Genomic DNA, 18,757 nt, shown 5'->3' with positions numbered 1-18,757 from the left:
GTCCGCCGCACGCGTAAAGGCCATCCAAGCGATTCGTATTCTCACCGAAAGATTGCATCCCTGTGACACAAATTTTCCTGGACGTCACACGCCTGATAAGCCGGTGCTATAAGGGGCTGCTTCCGACGGGAGTCGATCGCGTCGGCCTCGCCTACATTCAGCGGTACGGCGCCGGCGCGCGCGGCGTGCTGAGCGAACACGGCTTCTCCGCCGTCCTGTCCGACGGCGATTCGCAGCGAACGTTTGCGATGCTGCTCGCGCAGCGTCCGGACCGTCGCTTCATCGCGCGCCTGCTCGCACGCACGTGGACCGTCAATCGGCTGCGGCCGGCGCCTGCCGGCTCGACGCTGCTGCACACGAGCCACACCGGAATGGAATATCCGCGCTATTACCGCTCGATGCGGCAAGGAAACGGGCGCGCGGTATTCATGGTCCACGATCTGATTCCGTTGACGCACGCCGAATACAGCCGTCCGGGCGTCGATCACATCCACCGCAAACGCATCCATACCGCCCTTCATCATGCCGACGGGCTGATCGCGAATTCGCAGGCGACGCTCGACTCGCTCGCGCTGGAAGCGCAGCGCGCCGGACTCGCGCTGCCGCCAAGCGTCGTCGCACCGCTTGCGGGCGGCACCGAACCGCAGCCCGCGCAAGCCGCGCCGCTCGCGTCGCCGTACTTCGTGATGCTCGGCACGATCGAGCCGCGCAAGAACCACTGGTTCATGCTGCACGTGTGGCGCCGGCTCGTCGAGCGCCTCGGCGACGCCGCGCCGAAACTCGTCGTGATCGGCCGGCGCGGCTGGGAATGCGAAAACGTGATCGACATGCTCGAGCGCTGCGCGAGTCTGCACGGCGCGGTGATCGAGCAATCCGATTGTTCGGATGACCAACTGCATGCGTGGCTGCAGCATGCGCGCGCGCTCCTCTTTCCGTCGTTCGCCGAAGGCTACGGCATGCCGCTCGTCGAAGCGCTCGCGTCGCGCGTGCCCGTGCTCGCGAGCGACCTCGGCGTGTTTCGCGAAATCGCGGCCGGCATCCCCGACTATCTCGATCCGCTCGACGGCCCCGGATGGCTCGCTCGCATCGAAGCGTATGCGCGCGCGGACAGTCCCGAGCGCCGCGCGCAGCTCGCGCGCATCGCCGGCTTTCGCGCGCCGACGTGGGCGGCGCATTTCGATATCGTCGACCGCTTCATCGCATCGCTGGGTTAGATGGCCGAGTCCACCGCCCTTCGATTCGACCTGCGCGGCATCACGCGCGGCTTACGGCTCGCGAGCGTGCTCGCGCGCCGGTCGAATCGTCTGTGGCTCGATCATTGGAGCGGACGCGCCGCGCTACGCGTCGCCCGCATCGCCGGCGTCCGCATGCAGGCCGCCTGGCCCGGACCGATCGCGCCGCCCGACGCGCGCGGCGCGCCGCTGCGTTCGTGGTTCTGCCTGCCGTCGGATGCGAGCGGGCCGCAAGCGTTCGCCGATGCGCTGACGCAGACGCTCGCCGCCGATCCGTCCGCCGGCAGCGCGCCCGAAGTTGCCGCACTGATGCGGCGCGTGCTGCTCTCCGACGCGCTGCACCTGAGCGGCCGCGCGGGACGCGCGCCCATCTCAATCCGTGCGCTCGACGCATCCGCCCGCCGCACACGCGTGCTGCTGATCGACGAGCGGCGCGCGACCTCGGCGAACGTTCACGCATCCGCACGCGGCCGTTCACAGTGTTTCGAGACGATGCTGCAGGCGGCGCGCGGCGCGCACCCGGATGCGGCGTTCTGGCTGATCCGAAGCGGAGATCCCGCGACGGGGCGCTGGCTGTCCGCGGATTCGGCCGCGCTGCCGGACGGCGTGCGTCGTCTCGTGCCGCCTTATTCGCTCGCCGACGTGCTGCGGCACGTCGATCACGTCTACGTCGTCGATGCTTCCGAAGGGATGAGCGCGCTCCTCGCCGGCGTGCGCACGCATGTATTCGGGACACCGTACTATGCGGGCTGGGGCCTCACCGACGATCGCCGCGCGTTGCCCGGCCGCACCGCGCGCCCGACGCTCGCCGCGCTGTTCGACGTCGTGTTCCTGCGCGTCGCCCGCTATCTCGATCCCGCGACGCACGCACCAGGCAGTCTGCACGCCGTGCTCGACAGCATCGAGCTGCAGCATGCGATCGCGGAACGGTTCAAGGATCTCGAGCGGGTCGTCGGCGTGCGCTTCCAGCGCTGGAAGCGTCCGTTCGCGACGCCGTTTCTCGCCGCGGGCGGCGGGCGGCTGCGCTGGACGCATGCGCCCGCGACCGTGCGCGCGAACGAATGCGCCGCGCTCTGGGGCGCGCGCAACGCGGACGGCCTTGCGCCCGGCGTCGCGCACGTGCGCATCGAAGACGGCTTCATTCATTCGCTCGGACTCGGCTCCGACATGAACGCACCGTATAGTCAAGCGATCGACCGGCGCGGGCTGTACTTCGACGCAAGCCGGCCGAGCGATCTCACGGCACTCCTCAACGAAGCCGATTTCGGCGAAGCCGAGCTCGCCCGCGCGGCGGCGCTGCGCGAGCGGATCGTGCGCGACGGCGTCACGAAGTACAACCTCGGCCGCCGCGCGCCCGCATGGACGCGGCCGGCGGAGCGGCCGGTCGCGCTCGTGCCCGGGCAGGTCGCCGACGACGCGTCGATCCGCCTCGGCACCCGTGCGCTGCGCACGGCCGATGCGCTGCTGCGCGAAGTCCGCGCGCGGCGCCCCGATGCGTTCATCGTCTACAAACCGCATCCCGACGTGCTGTCGGGCAACCGCGACGGCCTCGTCGACGCGCTGCGGCTCGCCGACGTCGTCGACGCCGAATCCGATCTGCTGTCGCTGATCGAAGCGGCCGACGAAGTTCACACGCTTTCGTCGCTGGCAGGCTTCGATGCGCTGTTGCGCGGCAAGACCGTTTACACGTACGGGTTGCCATTCTATGCGGGGTGGGGTCTGACGCACGATGCGCTCGCGCCGCTGCCGTGGCGCGAGCGCACGCTCACGCTCGACATGCTGACGGCTGGCGCGCTGCTGCGCTACCCGCTGTACTGGGACTGGCGGCTGCACGTGTTCACGACGCCGGAAGCCGTCGTCGAGCGGCTCGCGGCCCCTGCCGCACGGCCGCTCGAGCAGGTGCGCGGCAATCGCGCGCGGCCGTTTCTGAAGGCTTTCCGTTGGACGCGTAATGTACTATCGCACGCCAGATGGCGAATCGCGCAGCGAATCGCGATTCGACGGGATCGCCCGGACAGTTGAAAATCGGCCGAAACGGAACGAAGGATCGGCTCATCGACGGAATCGAAAACCGCTGGTTCGGCAAAATGAATCAGCCCAGCTTCACAAACCGAGGTCATTCATGAACATTTTTCCGGTGATCCTTTGCGGCGGCAGCGGTACGCGCCTCTGGCCGATGTCGCGCGGCGGCTATCCGAAACAGTATCTGAAGCTCACGGGCGACAACACGCTCGTCCAGCAGACCGCACTGCGCGTGCGCGACGTCGACGGCGTCGGCGCGCCGATCGTCGTCACCAACAACGAGCAGCGCTTCCTCGTCGCCGAGCAATTGCGCCAGGTCGGCATCGCGCCGTCGTCGATCGTGCTCGAACCGGTGGGCCGCAATACCGCACCGGCGATCGCGATCGCCGCCCTCCTCGCACTGCGCGAAACGCCCGATGCGCTGCTGCTCGTGCTGCCGTCCGATCACGTGATCGACAACGAATCCGCGTTCGTCGAGATCGTGAAGACGGCGGCGACCGTCGCATCCGACGAGCGTCTCGTCACGTTCGGCATCACGCCGACGCAAGCGCACACGGGCTACGGCTACATTCGCCGAGGCGCGGCGCTTGCGGGCGATGCGCAGGTCTACTGCGTCGACGCATTCGTCGAGAAGCCGGATGCGCCGACCGCCGAGCGTTTCGTCGCGGACGGCGGCTATTACTGGAACAGCGGGATGTTCATGCTGAAGGCGTCGACGTATCTCGACGAGCTGCGCCGCCACGCGCCGGACATCGCGCGCCAGGCCGAGCTCGCGCTCGACGCGGCGACGCGCGACCACGACTTCCTGCGCCTCGATCCGGGCGCGTTCGGCGCGAGCCCGAACGTGTCGATCGACTACGCGGTGATGGAGAAGACCGAGCGCGCGGCCGTCGTCGCCGCCGCGAATCTCGGCTGGAACGACATCGGCTCGTGGAGCGCGCTCGCCGACATCGCGGCCACCGACGCGCAGCACAACGCGCTGATCGGCGACGTGTACACCGACGCGGTCGAGAACTCGTACATCCGTGCCGAGCATCGGATGGTCGCCGCGATCGGCATCGACAACATCGTGATCGTCGAAACCGCCGACGCCGTGCTCGTCGCGCATCGCGACCGCGCGCAGGACGTGAAGAAGGTCGTCGAATGGCTGAACGCGTCGGGGCGACACGAGTCCGTCACGCATCGCCGCGTGATCCGGCCATGGGGCTCGTATGAAGGCATCGACGAGGGCGACCGCTTCCAGGTGAAGCGCATCGTCGTCAATCCGGGCGCGCAGCTGAGCCTGCAGATGCACCACCATCGCGCGGAGCACTGGATCGTCGTCAAGGGCACCGCGCTCGTCACGAACGACGGCAAGGAAATCATCCTGACCGAAAATCAGTCGACCTACATACCGCTCGGCGCGACGCACCGCCTGAAGAACCCCGGCAAGATTCCGCTCGAGCTGATCGAGGTCCAGTCGGGCTCGTATCTCGGCGAAGACGACATCGTCCGCTTCGAGGACACGTACGGACGCACGTCCGCGACGTGACGTGCCGCGCTGCGTCGCGCTTCACGCTTCACGCTTCACGCTTCACGCGAGCGTGAGCGCGCCGCAGCGAGACCGCACCGACGACGAGCCGCATGCACGCGCATGCGGCTCGTTTCGTTTCGCGCGCAGCGGCAAACCGCGAGCCGCCGCGCGGCAGACCCGGCAAAAATCGGCTAGGCTTTGCACATCGCAGTCTGCACGGCCGGCCTCGCCGATCGCGACGACCGGTTCGCCGTGCACGTTAGACGGAGGTGCTCACGATGTGCCGCTGGCTCGCTTACACCGGCAATCCGATCCAACTCGAAACCGTGCTGTTTCGCGCGAAGCATTCGCTGATCGACCAGAGCCTGCATTCGCGGATGGGCGTGACGACGACCAACGGCGACGGCTTCGGCATCGGCTGGTACGGAGAACCCGACGAGATTCCGTTCATCTACCGTTGCGTGAGCCCCGCGTGGAACGATCGCAACCTGCGCGAAGCGGCGCGCGCGATCCGCTCGCCGCTCTTCATCGCGCACATTCGCTCGGCGACCGACACGCCCGTGCAGGAAACCAACTGCCATCCGTTCCGCCGCGGGCGCTGGCTGTTCGCTCACAACGGCCTGATCCGCCGCTATCACACGCTGCGGCGCGACCTGATGATCCGTATCGATCCCGCGCTGTTCCCGTCGATCGAAGGATCGACGGACTCCGAAGTGATGTTCCATCTCGCGCTCACGTTCGGGCTCGAGCACGATCCGCTGTCCGCGCTCGAACGGATGGCCGGAGCGATCGAGGATGCGGGCGCGCGTCACGGCATCGATGCGCCGCTCAACATGACCGTCTGCGCGACGGACGGCGAGCAGGTCGTCGCGGTCCGCTACTCGAGCGAGCGCGCGTCGCGCTCGCTCTTTCACAGCACGTCGTTCCATCATCTGCACGAGCTCTATCCGCACGATCCGCGCATCCAGGCGATCGGCGACGACGCGTTCCTCGTGCTGTCCGAGCCGCTCGTCGACCTGCACGACGCATGGGAGAAAATTCCGGAAAGCACCGCGATCATTGCACGGCGCAGCGACATCCGGCAGGTTCCGTTCGCGCCCCACCGCTCGACGTAGCGCGCCGCTCGCGCGGCGAAGGTTGCTCCATCGCCGCGAGTCGGTTATAAAAAAGCCCCTTTCGCGTGGCTTCACGGCCGCCTCCGTTCAATTCATTTGGAGACCTCATCGTGGATCTCGCCTCCGTGCAAACCTTCATCGTCACTCGCGGCATCGACTTCGGCCTGCAGGTCATCGCATCGATCGCCCTCTGGATCATCGGACGCTGGGCGATCCGGATCCTCACGAACGTGATGGGCAGGATCATCCGCAGAAGCGGGAAAGTCGACGCGACGCTGTCGCACTATCTGACGTCGGTCATGAGCGTGCTGCTCACGGTGCTCCTCATCCTCGCGATCCTGCAGGTGTTCGGCGTGCAGACGACTTCGTTCGCCGCACTGCTCGCGGGCCTCGGCCTCGCGGTCGGCACCGCGTGGGGCGGCCTGCTCGCGCACTTCGCGGCCGGCGTGTTCATGCAGGTGCTGCGCCCGTTCAAGGTCGGCGACGTGATTTCGGCGGGCGGCGTGACGGGCACGGTCAAGGAGCTCGGCCTGTTCGGCACGACGATCGTCACGGCCGACAACGTCGTCACGCTCGTCGGCAACAACAAGATCTTCTCCGACAACATCGCGAACTACAGCGCGACGTCGACGCGCCGCGTCGATCTGACGGCGAAGATCGCGAACGGCGTCGACGCGGTCGATGCGATCGGGCGCTTGAAGGCCGCGATCGCGAAGATCCCGAACGTCGTCCAGGAGCCGACGCCCGACGTCGGCGTGCTGTCGTTCACGCCGGAGGGCCCGCTCCTCTTCGTGCGTCCGTCCACGCAGCCCGCGAACTACTGGCAGGTGTATTGCGACACCAACCGCGCGATTCTCGACACGTTCCGCGAAGCCGGCTACCCGACGCCGGAAACGCCGGTCGCGCATCGCACGACGTCGTGATGCGCAGGCCGCCGCGCGGCGGCGCTCACGCTGCCGGGACGACGCCCGCTCCGCCCGAGTGGGCCTTTCGGCGGTGATGTGTCAGAATCGCCCGACGATGCCTCTCCGGGACCCAGCCATGTCGAACCGCCGTGCCTTTTTCGAATCGGTCTACCGGGACAATCTGTGGAACAGCGAGGAAAGCCGCTCCGGTCAGGGCTCCGAAGTGCGGGCAACGGCGTCGCTCGCGGCGGAGCTGCCGGCCGTGCTGCGCCACTATCGCGTGCAGTCGATCCTCGACGTGCCGTGCGGTGATTTCCACTGGATGCGGCATGTCGATCTGGCGGGCATCCGCTATATCGGCGGCGACATCGTGCCGGACCTCGTCGACGCCAACCAGCGGCTGTACGGCAGCGCGGCGCGAAACTTCATCCAGATCGATGCGATCGACGATCCGCTTCCCGAGGTCGATGCAATCTTCTGCCGCGACTGCGCCATCCACTTCTCGTTCGAGCTGATCTGGCGGCTTGTCGCGAATTTCGCCGCGAGCCGCGCGCGCTACGTGTTCCTCACGCACGACAACTGTTTCCTGCGCTACGTCGACAACGGCCATGCCAACGTCGATCTCGAAGACGCGGCGGACGGCGTCAATTACCTCTATCGGCCGCTCAACTTCCTGCTGCCGCCGTTCGCGTTCCCGCCGCCCGTGCACGTGATCAACGAAGGGCAATGGGATCAGATGAAGACGATGGCGATGTGGCGCGTCGACGATTTGCGCCAGGTGCTCGCGCGGCGCTAGCCGGCGCCGGATAAAAAAACGGCGCGGCTGGTCGCCGCGCCGCTTCCCGTCGTGGACTCGACCGATGCGTGCGCTCAGCGGCCGCCGCTCTTCCCGGTGTCCGCCTGCGACTTGGCGCGCAGCAGCTTCCACAGCGCGCCGATCGCGACGGGAATCACCGCCGCGCCGATCCCGACGAGCACGATCACGTTCAGGTAATGGCGAATGAACGGAATGTTGCCGAAGAAGTAGCCGAGGAACACGAGGAGCAGCACCCAGATCAGCGCGCCGATCATGTTGAACAGCTGGAAGCGCGCGAAGCGCATCATCGACGCGCCCGCGACGAACGGCGCGAACGTGCGCACGACCGGGATGAAGCGCGCGAGCACGAGCGTCTTGCCGCCGTGCCGCTCGTAGAAGTTGTGGGTCTTCTGCAGCGCAGCGCGGTCGAGGAAGCGTTCGAGCCCCGGAATGTGCGTGTTGAAGACCTTCGGCCCGATCGCGCGGCCGATCAGATAGTTGACCGTATTGCCGCCCACCGCCGCGACGAGCAGCAGCACGATGAGGCCCGCGAGCGTCATCTCGCCCGTCGCCGCGAACGCGCCCGCGATGAAGAGCAGCGAATCGCCCGGCAGGAACGGGAAGATCACGAGCCCGGTCTCGCAGAAAACGATCAGGAACAGCACCAGATAGACCCAGGCGCCATACTGCCGGATGAAATCGCCGAGAAATGCATCGATGTGCACGACGAGACTGACGAAATGAAGCAGCGTTTCCAAATGCGTTTCCTTGTGTCCGTGACAAAGTGAGCGTGCGCCGGCCTTCCGGGGCCGGAAGCGAAAAAAGCAACGCTGTCATGATACCGAAAGTACCTTAAGCAACCGTGAAATTTGGTCGACGAGCGACGTCGCGCACCGAGCGCGTCGGGCGACGCGCCGCGCGGCCTCGCTATAATTCCGCCATGTCCGAATTCACCGAATCCGCCGCGGGCGCGACGCCCGACGAGTCCGCATCCGCGCCGCGACGCCCGCGCGCGATCCAGCCGCTGCCCGACCAGCTCATCAGCCAGATCGCGGCGGGCGAAGTGGTCGAGCGGCCCGCGTCCGTCATCAAGGAGCTCGTCGAGAACGCGCTCGACGCCGGCGCGAGCACGCTGCGCATCGTGCTCGACGAAGGCGGCGTCAAGCGCATCTCGATCACCGACGACGGCTGCGGAATTCCCGCGGACGAGCTGCCGCTCGCGCTGATGCGCCACGCGACGAGCAAGATCCGCTCGCTCGCCGAGCTCGAGGCGGTCGCGACGCTCGGGTTCCGCGGCGAGGCGCTCGCGTCGATCGCGTCGGTCGCCGAGATGTTCGTCACGAGCCGCACCGAGGACGCCGCGCACGCGATGCGCATCGACGCGCAGACGGGCGTGCTCGCGCCCGCCGCCGGCACGCGCGGCACGACGATCGAAGTGCGCGAGCTGTACTTCAGCACGCCCGCACGCCGCAAGTTCCTGAAGAGCGAGCAGACCGAGTTCGGCCACTGCCTGGAAATGATCCGTCGCGCGGCGCTCGCGCGGCCGGACGTCGCGATCTCGGTGCTGCACAACGGCCGCGCGGTCGAGCACTGGAACGCGAGCGAGCCCGCCGCGCGCGTCGCGAAGATCCTCGGCGAAGGCTTCGCGACCGCCCACCTGCCGCTCGACGAAAGCGCCGGGCCGCTCGCCGTCTACGGTTGCGCGGGGCTGCCGACCGCGAGCCGCGGCCGCGCGGACCAGCAATACTTCTTCGTCAACGGCCGCTTCGTGCGCGACAAGCTGCTCACGCACGCGGTGCGCGCCGCATACGAAGACGTGCTGCACGGCGACCGCTATCCGTCGTACGTGCTGTTCCTCGACCTGCCGCCCGAAGCCGTCGACGTGAACGTCCATCCGTCGAAGATCGAAGTGCGCTTCCGCGATTCGCGCTCGATCCACCAGTTCGTGTTCCACGCGGTGCAGCGCGCGCTCGCGCGGCACGCGGGCGCGTCGCCGGAGACGACGGCGGGCGGCCACGCCGCGCATCTCGCGCCGGCCGGGCCGGCGTCGCCCGGATCGCCCGCCGCGCCGAGCGCGTCGTTCGTCCGCTCGGGCCCCGCGGCAAGCGCCGGCCAGCCGGCGCCCGGCAACACGTGGCTGCGGCAGTCGCGGATGACGCAGGGCACGCTGCCCGTCGCGCAGCCGCTCGCGCTGTACGACGCGCTCTTCGGCCGCAAGGACACGGGCGCGGGCACGCCGCAGGGCACGACGGGCGCCGCGCTCGAAGCGCACGATGCGCCGGATGCGCATAACCCGCCGCGCTTCGCGACCATGCCGGGCGGCGCGGGCGCCGCGACGCCCGCGTTCTCGGCGACGAGCGCATCCGACCCCATGACGCACGACGAGCAGCCGCTCGGCTTCGCGGTCGGCCAGATCCACGGCATCTACGTGCTCGCGCAGAACGCGCGCGGCCTCGTGATCGTCGACATGCACGCGGCGCACGAGCGAATCCTGTACGAGCAGTTCAAGCGCGCGCTCGCCGACCGCACGGTCGCCGTGCAGACGCTGCTGATTCCGGTGTCGATGACGGCGACGCCCGTCGAGGTCGGCACGGCGGAGGAGGAGCGCGAGACGCTCGACGCGCTCGGCTTCGACCTCGCGGTGCTGTCGCCGACGACGCTCGCGATCCGCGCGGTGCCCGCGCTCCTGAAGGACGCCGATCTGCAGGCGCTCGCGCGCGCGGTGCTCGCGGACCTGCACGCGTTCGGCGGTTCGCGGGTGCTGACGGAGCGCCAGCACGAGCTGCTCGGCACGCTCGCGTGCCATCACGCGGTGCGCGCGAACCGGCGCCTGACGCTCGACGAGATGAACGCGCTGCTGCGCCAGATGGAGGCGACGGAACGCGCGGACCAATGCAACCACGGCCGGCCGACCTGGTACCAATTGACGCTCGGCGACCTCGACCGGCTTTTCATGCGCGGCCAATGAGCGAACGCACCGCAGCCTCCGTGCGAACGGTCGCGTGCCTGCTCGGCCCGACCGCGTCCGGCAAGACGGCCGCCGCGCTCGCGCTTGCCGCGCGCCGGCCGATCGAGATCGTCAGCGTCGATTCGGCGCTCGTCTATCGCGGAATGGACATCGGCACGGCGAAACCGACGCGCGACGAGCGCGCGGCCGTGCCGCACCATCTGATCGACATCGTCGACCCGGCCGACGCGTACTCGGCCGCCGAATTCCGCGCGGACGCGCTGCGCGTCGTCGCCGAGATCGCCGCGCGCGGCCGCACGCCGCTCCTCGCGGGCGGCACGATGCTGTACTACAAGGCGCTGACGCAAGGCTTGAACGACCTGCCGGCGGCCGATCCGGACGTGCGCGCGACGCTCGACGCCGAGGCCGAGCGCGACGGCTGGCCCGCGCTGCACGCGCGCCTCGCGAGCGTCGATCCGGCGACGGCCGCGCGGCTCGCGCCGAACGATTCGCAGCGGATCCAGCGCGCGCTCGAGGTGTATCGGCTGACGGGGCGCCCGATGTCGGCGCTTCTCGCCGCACCGCCGCGCGAAGGCGGCGCGGCCGCGGGGCTGCGGTTCGTGCCCGTCGCGCTCGAGCCGTCGGACCGCGCGGTGCTGCATGCACGCATCGCCGCGCGCTTCGACGCGATGCTGGAAGCGGGCTTCGTCGACGAAGTCGAGCGCCTGCGCCGGCGCGACGACCTGCATCTCGGGCTGCCGTCGATGCGCTGCGTCGGCTACCGGCAGGCGTGGGAGTATCTCGACGGCGTCAACGACTACCGGACGATGCGCGACAAGGGCATCTTCGCGACCCGGCAGCTCTGCAAGCGGCAGCTGACGTGGCTGCGCGCGATGCCGGAACGAATCGGCGTCGACTGCTGCGCGGCGGACGCGACCGCGCGCGCGGTCGATGCGCTCGAGCGGGTGCTGGGCGACGCGCACACGGGTTGAGCCGAGCGCCGCACCCGCCTGCGCCGCCGGCCCACGGCATCCATGGCCGGCCGCCGCCTCCTCCGCCTCCTCCGCCTCCGATCGATCATGCCCGCGCGCGACGCAAGCGCCCGCGCGGCCCAGCCGCCCGGCATTCAAGCGCGTCACGGGCGAATCGCGGATGACCGCCGACGAGCGGCCGCCCGGCGACGGCGCACCGCCCAAACCGACGGCGCGCGGCCGAACCACGCGCTCACGCGCGGGATTCGTACCAATGCCGCGAACGATTCACGACGCCGACGACGAGCAGCATCACCGGCACTTCGATCAACACGCCGACCACCGTCGCGAGCGCGGCGCCGGACTGAAAGCCGAACAGGCTGATCGCGGTCGCGACCGCGAGCTCGAAGAAGTTGCTCGCGCCGATGAGGCTCGACGGCCCGGCCACGCAATGCGCGACGCGAAAGCGCCGGTTGAGCAGATACGCGAGGCCCGAGTTGAAGAACGCCTGCACGAGGATCGGAACCGCGAGCAGCGCGATGACGAGCGGTTCGTCGACGATCGCCCGCCCCTGGAACGCGAACAGCAGCACGAGCGTCGCGAGCAGCGCGCAGATCGACCACGGGCCGAGCGCCGCGACGGCGCGCCGCAGCGCGGCTTCGCCGGCCGCGAGCAGCACGCGCCGCGCGAGCTGCGCGGCGATCACCGGCACGACGATGTAAAGGCCGACGGACACGATGAGCGTATCCAGGGCACCGTGATCGCGGACCGGCCGAGCAGCAGCGCGACGAGCGGCGCGAACGCGACGATCATGATCGCGTCGTTGAGCGCGACCTGCGACAGCGTGAAATACGGATCGCCCTTGCAAAGCTGCGGCCAGACGAACACCATCGCCGTGCACGGCGCGGCGGAGAGCAGGATCAGGCCGGCGACGTAGCTGTCGAGCTGGTCGGCGGGCAGCCAGCGCGCGAACAGGTGACGCACGAACAGCCAGCCGAGGAACGCCATCGAGAACGGCTTGACGAGCCAGTTGACGGCGAGCGTCACGCCGATCCCGCGCCAGTGCCGGCCGACCTGCGACATCGCGCCGAAATCGATCTTGATCAGCATCGGCACGATCATCACCCAGATCAGCAGCCCGACCGGCAGATTGACCTGCGCGACCTCCATCCGGCCGATCGCCTGAAAGACGCCGGGCAGCCACTGGCCGAGCACGATGCCGGCGACGATGCAAAGCGCGACCCACGCGCTCAGATAGCGCTCGAAGAAGCCGATCGCCGGGCGCGCGGCGGGCGGCGGGCGGCGCGCCGCTCAACGCTGCTCATCGGGCGCCTCCCCGGCCGGCAGAGCGCCGATCGCGTGCATCTCCCGCTGGATCGCGGCGCGGTCGAGCACGTGCAGCGGCAGATTCACGAACTGGCCGACCCGATTCAGGATCTGCCGGTACACCTTGTCGAACGCGCGGCGCTTCTCGTCGTCGGTGCCCGCGACCGCCGCCGGATCCTCGAAGCCCCAATGCGCGGTCAGCGGGTGGCCGGGCCAGATCGGGCACGCCTCGCCCGCCGCCTGGTCGCAGACCGTGATCACGAAATCCATCTGCGGCGCGCCGGGCCGCCGAACTCGCCCCAGCTCTTGCCGCGCAGTTGCGACACGTCGTAGCCGAGCGCCGCGCAGCGTTCGAGCGCGAACGGATTGACCTTGCCGCTCGGATGGCTGCCCGCGCTGTACGCGCGGAACCGGCTGCCGCCCATCGCGTTGAAGAGCGCTTCCGCCATGATGCTGCGCGCGCTGTTGCCCGTGCAGAGAATGAGGACCGAGAAGGGTGTGTCGCTCACGAGCGGCTCCGATGGAACTGAATTGCCGACGCGGCGGGGGCGCAGCACGCCGATCGCGCGGTCGCGTCGTGCGGCTGGCCGAACACGGGCGCGCTGTCGAGCGTCCGGAAGGTCTCCCACGCGACGCCTTGCGGGTCGACCGTCCACACCTTGTCCGACTGCGCGTAACAGCAGGTCGTCGCGGTCTGCTCGTGGCTCGGCAGCCCGGCCGCCGCGAGGCGCGCGTTCATCTCGCCGAGCTCGGCGTCGGTCTCCACCTGGATGCCGATGTGATCGACGCCCGGCGGCGCGCCGCGTTGCGAGATCGCGAAGTTGACGGCCGGGTCCGTCAGCTCCCATTTGCAGTAGTCGTCCTTCAGGACAGTGGGCTCGACGCCGCCGAACAGCGCACGGTAAAACCGGATGCTGTCGGCAAGGTCGGCGACCGATACGTGGATGTGCATGCGTTTCATGATTGCGCCTCGGAGCAGGAAGCCGGACCGCACACGCCGCACGATGCGCCCGCGCAGCAGTTCTCGGTCAGAAAGCCGATCAGCCCGTTCATCGCGTCGAAGTTGGCCGTGTAGATCACGAAACGGCCTTCCTGGCGCGACTTCACGAGTTCGGCGTGTGAAAGATCCTTCAGATGGAACGACAGCCGCGACGGCGCGAGTTCGAGCCGCTGGGCGATTTCGCCCGCCGGCAGCCCGTCCGTGCCCGTGACGACGAGCAGACGAAAGATCGCGAGGCGCGATTCGTGAGCGAGCGCGCCGAGCGCGCGAATGGCGAGAGTCGAGTCCATGCGCGCAGCATACCGCCATCATTTCAATATTTCAATATTTATTGAAATATTGCTCCGTTCATCGCCTGCCGTTCTGTCCCTGCTCTCGCGTCCGGCGCGCCGCGATCGCATGACGACGGGTAGCGAAGCCGCGCCGGCCAGGCCGGCTCCCGGACGAAAAAAAGCCCGGCTCGCGATGAGCCGGGCTCGTGTTCGATCCGTCCCTCAACAGCCGCTCGGGGCCGGCAAAGGGCGTGTGCGCAACGCGCTCAGACCACGACCGTCTGCGCCTCGCCTTCGCGGCTCGCGCGCACGGCGCCGATCTTCCACACCTGCTCGCCCGCGTCGGTCAGTTGGCGGAGCGCTTCATCCGCGTCGGCGGCCGACACGATCACGGCCATCCCGATCCCGCAGTTGAAGACGCGGTGCATCTCGGCGTCGGCGACGCCGCCGTGCTGCTGCAGCCACTGGAACAGCGGCGGCAGCAGCCACGCGTTCTTGTCGAGCTCGGCCGTGAGACCGTCGCGCAGCACCCGCGGAATGTTCTCGACGAGGCCGCCGCCCGTGATGTGGGCCATCCCCTTCACCGCGATCTTCTCCATCAGCGCGAGGAGCGGCTTCACGTAGATGCGGGTCGGCGCCATCAGCGCGTCCGCGAGCGGGCGGCCGTGGAAATCGGCCGACAGATCCGGATTCGCGCGCTCGATGATCTTGCGCACGAGCGAGAAGCCGTTCGAATGGATGCCGCTCGACGCGAGGCCCAGCACGACGTCGCCCTCGGCGATCGTGCTGCCGTCGATGATCTTGCTCTTCTCGACCGCGCCGACCGCGAAGCCCGCGAGGTCGTATTCGCCGTCCGGGTACATGCCCGGCATCTCGGCCGTCTCGCCGCCGATCAGCGCGCACCCCGACAGCTCGCAGCCCTGCGCGATGCCCTTGACGACCGTCGCCGCCGTCTCGACGTCCAGCTTGCCGCACGCGAAGTAGTCGAGGAAGAACAGCGGCTCGGCGCCCTGGACCAGGATGTCGTTGACGCTCATCGCGACGAGATCCTGCCCGACCGTGTCATGCTTGTTCAGATGAAAGGCAAGCCTGAGCTTCGTGCCGACGCCGTCGGTACCCGACACGAGCACCGGCTCGCGGTACTTCTTCGGCACTTCGAACAACGCGCCGAACCCGCCGATGCCGCCGAGCACGCCGTCGCGCAGCGTTTTCTTCGCAAAGGGCTTGATCTTGTCGACGAGCGCGTCGCCCGCGTCGATGTCGACGCCCGCGTCGCGGTAGGACAGACCCTGGGCGTCGGGAGCGGATTTCGGAGGATTCATGGGGGAATGCGAGAAGGTCGGTAAAATGCGATTTTACCCGAAGCCGGCCGGGCGGCCGGAATTCCCCGCATCGATTCATCAGGGAAAGCATCTTGCCCCATTCGTTACCGTTTTCGCCGCTCGAGCGGCGGCGCCCTCGCTTGGCGGGCGCCGCCGCACGGCACGCCGCGCGCGCCGCCCGCCCGTCGCGCGCGGGCGCCTGCCGGGCCGTCGAGGGCGGCGCGCGCAGCCGCGCGCACGGGCGCTTCCCGACGATGCCGGCCACGCGCCGCCGCCCTTCGGGCATGCAACACCGGACCTGATTCGCACCGTGACTGTATCCCGTCAACTGACGCTCGATCTCGGCACCCCGCCGCCCGCGACGTTCGACAATTTCTACTCGGGGACGAACGCCGAGCTCGTCACGCGCCTGCGCGAGCTCGATCTCGCGCTCGCGGCGGGCCCCGTCGCCGACCGCACGTTCTACGTGTGGGGCGAAGCGGGCAGCGGCCGCAGCCACTTGCTGCAGGCGCTCGTGCACGACACGACGTACGGCCACGCGCGCTACGTGAGCCCGCAAAGCGGGCTCGACGCGTTCGTGTTCGATCCGCGCGCGTCGCTCTACGCGGTCGACGACTGCGACGCGCTCAATGACGCGCAGCAGATCGCGCTCTTCAACCTGTTCAACGAAGTGCGCGCGCATCCGATGACCGCGCTCGTCGCGGCCGGCCCCGCCGCGCCGCTCGCGCTCGACGTCCGCGAGGACCTGCGCACCCGCCTCGGCTGGGGTCTCGTGTTCCATCTCGCGCCGCTCACCGACGAAGGCAAGGCGGCCGTGCTCAAGCACGCGGCGAAGGAGCGCGGGATCGCGCTCGCCGACGACGTGCCGTCGTACCTCCTCACCCATTTCCGCCGCGACATGCCGAGCCTGATGGCGCTCCTCGACGCGCTCGACCGCTTCTCGCTCGAGCAGAAGCGCGCGGTGACGCTGCCGCTCCTGCGCGCGATGCTCGCCGCGCCGGAGCGCGACGAGGTCGCTCCGGGCCGGTTCAAGTAGCTTCAAGTAAAATGCCCCTCCATGACTAATTTGGCACTCTTCGACCTGGATCACACGCTGATCCCGACAGACAGCGACCACGAATGGGGCCGCTTCATGGTCAGGCTCGGCATCGTCGACGCGGACAGCTTCTCGCGCCAGAACGACCGCTTCTACGCCGACTACAAGGCGGGCAAGCTCGATATCCACGCGTACCTCACGGCGATGCTCACGCCGCTCGCGAAGTATTCGCGCGCGCAGCTCGCGCAGTGGCACGACGAGTACATGCACGAGGTGATCCGGCCGGCGATGCTGCCCGCCGCGCTCGAGCTCGTGCGCCGGCACCAGGATGCGGGCGATCTCTGCTGCATCGTCACCGCGACGAACGAATTCATCACGCGTCCGATCGCGACCGCGTTCGGCGTCGACACGCTGATCGCGTGCGAGGTGGAAACCGTCGACGGCCATCCGGACTCCGCGTTCACCGGCCGGCCGACCGGCACGCCGAGCTACCGCGAAGGCAAGATCACGCGCACGCAAGCGTGGCTCGCGTCGCTCGGCAAGCGCTGGGACGACTTCGATCGCAGCTACTTCTACAGCGATTCGCACAACGACATTCCGCTTCTCGAAAAAGTCACCGACCCGATCGCGACCAATCCCGACGACACGCTGCGCGCATACGCACGCGAACACGGCTGGCGCATCCTCGACCTCTTCCAACCGTCGTGATCAAAAAACTCATCCGCAAGCTGTTCGGGCAGGACGCCCGCGCGGCGCAAGACGCGCCGCAGGACTCCGCCGCCCCGCAGGAAGCCGCGTCGGGGGACGCCTCGGCCGCGCCCGCCGCGCCGCGCCGCGCGAAATCCGCGCGCGGCGCCGCCAAGAAGGCCCGCAACGGCGAGCCGACCGTGGTGTCCGCGAACGTGCACGGGATCGATCCCGCGCTCATCTCGAAAAACGCGATCCGCGTCACCGACACGCTGCAGCAAGCCGGCTTCCGCGCGTTCATCGTCGGCGGCGCGGTGCGCGACCTGCTGCTCGGCATCGCGCCGAAGGATTTCGACGTCGCGACCGACGCGACGCCGACCCAGGTCCAGCACCTGTTCCGCCGCGCGCGGCTGATCGGCCGGCGCTTCCAGATCGTCCACGTGCAGTTCGGGCAGGAGCTGATCGAGGTGTCGACGTTCCGCGCGCTCGTCGACGCCCCGCAGGAGCCGCCCGCCGAAACCGCGCCCGCGAAGCGCATGAAGCGCGACGAGCTCGACCGCCGCACGCACGCGGTCGACGCGAGCGGCCGCGTGCTGCGCGACAACGTGTGGGGCGAGCAGCACGAGGACGCGGCGCGCCGCGACTTCACGATCAACGCGATGTACTACGATCCCGCGACGCAGACCGTGCTCGACTATCACGACGGGATGGCCGACATGCGCGCGCGCCTGCTGCGGATGATCGGCGATCCGGTGACGCGCTTCCGCGAGGATCCGGTGCGGATGCTGCGCGTCGTGCGCTTCGCGGCGAAGCTCGGCTTCGAGATCGAGGAGAACACGCGCGCGCCGATCAAGGAGCTCGCGGATCTCATCAACAACGTGCCGGCCGCGCGGCTGTTCGACGAGATGCTGAAGCTGCTGCTGTCGGGCCACGCGCTCGCGTGCCTGAGGCAGTTGCGCAAGCAAGGGCTGCATCACGGGCTGCTGCCGCTCCTCGACGTCGTGCTCGAGCAGCCGCAGGGCGAGAAGTTCGTCACGCTCGCGCTCAACAACACCGATGCGCGCGTGCGCGCGGGCAAGCCGGTGTCGCCCGGCTTCCTGTTCGCGACGCTCCTCTGGCACGACATGCGCCAGCGCTGGGAGCAATACGCCGCGGGCGGCGAGTACCCGGTCCCCGCGATCAATCACGCGATGGACGACGTGATCGACATGCAGACCGAAAAGCTCGCCATCCACAAGCGCTATTCGGCCGACATGCGGGAGATCTGGGGGCTGCAGTTGCGGCTCGAGAAGCGCTCCGGCCGCAGCGCGCTGAGGCTCCTCGAACACCAAAGATTTAGAGCGGGGTATGATTTCCTCCTGTTGCGCTGCGAATCCGGCGAGCTCGATCCCGCCGTCGGACAGTGGTGGACGGATTTCATCGACGGCGATGCCGCGACGCGCGAGGCGCTCCTCACGCAAGGCGGCAGTCGGGACAAGGCGCCTCGCAAGCGGCGCCGCCGCGGCGGTCGCAGCCGCCGCGGGGCCGAAGGTGCCGAGAGCACGGAAGGCGCCGCGCGCGGCGAGTCCGACGCGAACGACTGACGCTTGCGCCGTCGAACGACGTAGGAAGGA

Annotated in this window: 15 protein-coding genes and 2 pseudogenes; 11 read left to right on the top strand and 6 right to left on the bottom strand. The window is 68.8% G+C overall.

Translation table 11 applies throughout. From position 1 onward, the window contains the following. Window positions 1–62 precede the first annotated feature (62 nt). The 6 genes from BG90_RS11210 (at window position 63) to BG90_RS11185 (ending at window position 7,583) form a co-directional block, all read left to right on the top strand. Entirely contained in the window at window positions 63–1,214 is a 1,152-nt protein-coding gene (locus BG90_RS11210) for a glycosyltransferase family 4 protein (protein WP_010116928.1), read from the top strand. Further along, on the top strand, window positions 1,215–3,254 hold the full coding sequence (locus tag BG90_RS11205) for a capsular polysaccharide export protein, LipB/KpsS family (RefSeq protein ID WP_010116930.1): 2,040 nt from the start codon (window positions 1,215–1,217) through the stop codon (window positions 3,252–3,254). A gap of 100 nt (window positions 3,255–3,354) precedes the next feature. After that, window positions 3,355–4,785 (top strand): mannose-1-phosphate guanylyltransferase/mannose-6-phosphate isomerase, encoded by a 1,431-nt coding sequence (locus BG90_RS11200; protein ID WP_010106149.1) that lies wholly within the window; start codon window positions 3,355–3,357, stop codon window positions 4,783–4,785. A 260-nt stretch (window positions 4,786–5,045) separates the two neighbouring features. Then, on the top strand, window positions 5,046–5,882 hold the full coding sequence (locus BG90_RS11195; RefSeq protein WP_010116932.1) for a class II glutamine amidotransferase: 837 nt from the start codon (window positions 5,046–5,048) through the stop codon (window positions 5,880–5,882). Window positions 5,883–5,992: 110 nt separating this feature from the next. Continuing rightward, the gene (locus tag BG90_RS11190) at window positions 5,993–6,805 is read left to right on the top strand and encodes a mechanosensitive ion channel family protein (RefSeq protein WP_010106154.1); all 813 of its coding nucleotides are present in this window, start codon (window positions 5,993–5,995) and stop codon (window positions 6,803–6,805) included. Between the two features lie 118 nt (window positions 6,806–6,923). Continuing rightward, a complete protein-coding gene (locus BG90_RS11185; protein ID WP_010106156.1) occupies window positions 6,924–7,583 on the top strand; it encodes a class I SAM-dependent methyltransferase in 660 nt (219 codons plus the stop codon). A gap of 74 nt (window positions 7,584–7,657) precedes the next feature. On the opposite strand, the gene BG90_RS11180 is transcribed toward BG90_RS11185, so the two are convergent. Continuing rightward, the gene (locus BG90_RS11180) at window positions 7,658–8,341 is read right to left on the bottom strand and encodes a VTT domain-containing protein (protein WP_010106158.1); all 684 of its coding nucleotides are present in this window, start codon (window positions 8,339–8,341) and stop codon (window positions 7,658–7,660) included. Between the two features lie 182 nt (window positions 8,342–8,523). On the opposite strand from BG90_RS11180, the gene mutL reads away from it, so the two are divergent. Continuing rightward, on the top strand, window positions 8,524–10,551 hold the full coding sequence (gene mutL, locus BG90_RS11175; RefSeq protein WP_045568134.1) for a DNA mismatch repair endonuclease MutL: 2,028 nt from the start codon (window positions 8,524–8,526) through the stop codon (window positions 10,549–10,551). Further along, entirely contained in the window at window positions 10,548–11,522 is a 975-nt protein-coding gene (gene miaA, locus BG90_RS11170) for a tRNA (adenosine(37)-N6)-dimethylallyltransferase MiaA (protein ID WP_010116944.1), read from the top strand. Before mutL ends, miaA begins: the two co-directional genes overlap by 4 nt. A 232-nt stretch (window positions 11,523–11,754) precedes the next feature. On the opposite strand, the pseudogene arsB reads toward miaA, so the two are convergent. The 5 genes and pseudogenes from arsB to purM form a co-directional block, all read right to left on the bottom strand. Continuing rightward, a pseudogene (gene arsB, locus BG90_RS11165) lies at window positions 11,755–12,776 on the bottom strand (ACR3 family arsenite efflux transporter). A 36-nt stretch (window positions 12,777–12,812) separates the two neighbouring features. Further along, window positions 12,813–13,336: pseudogene (locus BG90_RS11160) on the bottom strand (arsenate reductase ArsC). Beyond that, window positions 13,333–13,788, bottom strand: a complete 456-nt coding sequence (locus tag BG90_RS11155) for an ArsI/CadI family heavy metal resistance metalloenzyme (protein WP_025989983.1) — start codon at window positions 13,786–13,788, stop codon at window positions 13,333–13,335. The pseudogene BG90_RS11160 and the gene BG90_RS11155 overlap by 4 nt, the downstream one beginning before the upstream one ends. After that, window positions 13,785–14,117 (bottom strand): ArsR/SmtB family transcription factor, encoded by a 333-nt coding sequence (locus BG90_RS11150; protein ID WP_010116948.1) that lies wholly within the window; start codon window positions 14,115–14,117, stop codon window positions 13,785–13,787. The genes BG90_RS11155 and BG90_RS11150 overlap by 4 nt, the downstream gene beginning before the upstream one ends. 248 nt (window positions 14,118–14,365) lie before the next feature. Further along, the gene (gene purM / locus BG90_RS11145; RefSeq protein WP_010116949.1) at window positions 14,366–15,421 is read right to left on the bottom strand and encodes a phosphoribosylformylglycinamidine cyclo-ligase; all 1,056 of its coding nucleotides are present in this window, start codon (window positions 15,419–15,421) and stop codon (window positions 14,366–14,368) included. Between the two features lie 310 nt (window positions 15,422–15,731). Between purM and hda the strand changes: the two genes are divergently transcribed. Genes hda through pcnB form a run of 3 tightly spaced genes read left to right on the top strand, consistent with a single transcriptional unit; the run spans window position 15,732 to window position 18,727 of the window. Next, window positions 15,732–16,457 carry a DnaA regulatory inactivator Hda gene (hda, locus tag BG90_RS11140; protein ID WP_010106188.1) on the top strand — a complete coding sequence of 242 codons (726 nt, stop codon included), beginning with the start codon at window positions 15,732–15,734 and terminating at the stop codon, window positions 16,455–16,457. 21 nt (window positions 16,458–16,478) lie between these two features. Continuing rightward, the gene (locus BG90_RS11135) at window positions 16,479–17,165 is read left to right on the top strand and encodes a histidinol-phosphatase (protein ID WP_010106190.1); all 687 of its coding nucleotides are present in this window, start codon (window positions 16,479–16,481) and stop codon (window positions 17,163–17,165) included. Beyond that, on the top strand, window positions 17,162–18,727 hold the full coding sequence (gene pcnB / locus BG90_RS11130) for a polynucleotide adenylyltransferase PcnB (protein WP_010106192.1): 1,566 nt from the start codon (window positions 17,162–17,164) through the stop codon (window positions 18,725–18,727). The genes BG90_RS11135 and pcnB overlap by 4 nt, the downstream gene beginning before the upstream one ends. Window positions 18,728–18,757 lie beyond the last annotated feature (30 nt).

It is taken from the genome of Burkholderia oklahomensis C6786 (genome assembly GCF_000959365.1).
GTDB classification, from domain to species: Bacteria; Pseudomonadota; Gammaproteobacteria; order Burkholderiales; family Burkholderiaceae; genus Burkholderia; species Burkholderia oklahomensis.
This window is presented reverse-complemented; position numbering and strand designations above follow the sequence as displayed.

Bases quoted from the DNA above. Each gene is read 5' to 3' on its own strand.
- BG90_RS11195 (WP_010116932.1), top strand. From the start codon at position 5,046: ATGTGCCGCTGGCTCGCTTACACCGGCAATCCGATCCAACTCGAAACC.
- miaA (WP_010116944.1), top strand. From the start codon at position 10,548: ATGAGCGAACGCACCGCAGCCTCCGTGCGAACGGTCGCGTGCCTGCTC.
- BG90_RS11200 (WP_010106149.1), top strand. From the start codon at position 3,355: ATGAACATTTTTCCGGTGATCCTTTGCGGCGGCAGCGGTACGCGCCTC.
- BG90_RS11150 (WP_010116948.1), bottom strand. From the start codon at position 14,117: ATGGACTCGACTCTCGCCATTCGCGCGCTCGGCGCGCTCGCTCACGAA.
- mutL (WP_045568134.1), top strand. From the start codon at position 8,524: ATGTCCGAATTCACCGAATCCGCCGCGGGCGCGACGCCCGACGAGTCC.
- BG90_RS11155 (WP_025989983.1), bottom strand. From the start codon at position 13,788: ATGAAACGCATGCACATCCACGTATCGGTCGCCGACCTTGCCGACAGC.
- purM (WP_010116949.1), bottom strand. From the start codon at position 15,421: ATGAATCCTCCGAAATCCGCTCCCGACGCCCAGGGTCTGTCCTACCGC.
- BG90_RS11135 (WP_010106190.1), top strand. From the start codon at position 16,479: ATGACTAATTTGGCACTCTTCGACCTGGATCACACGCTGATCCCGACA.
- BG90_RS11185 (WP_010106156.1), top strand. From the start codon at position 6,924: ATGTCGAACCGCCGTGCCTTTTTCGAATCGGTCTACCGGGACAATCTG.
- BG90_RS11205 (WP_010116930.1), top strand. From the start codon at position 1,215: ATGGCCGAGTCCACCGCCCTTCGATTCGACCTGCGCGGCATCACGCGC.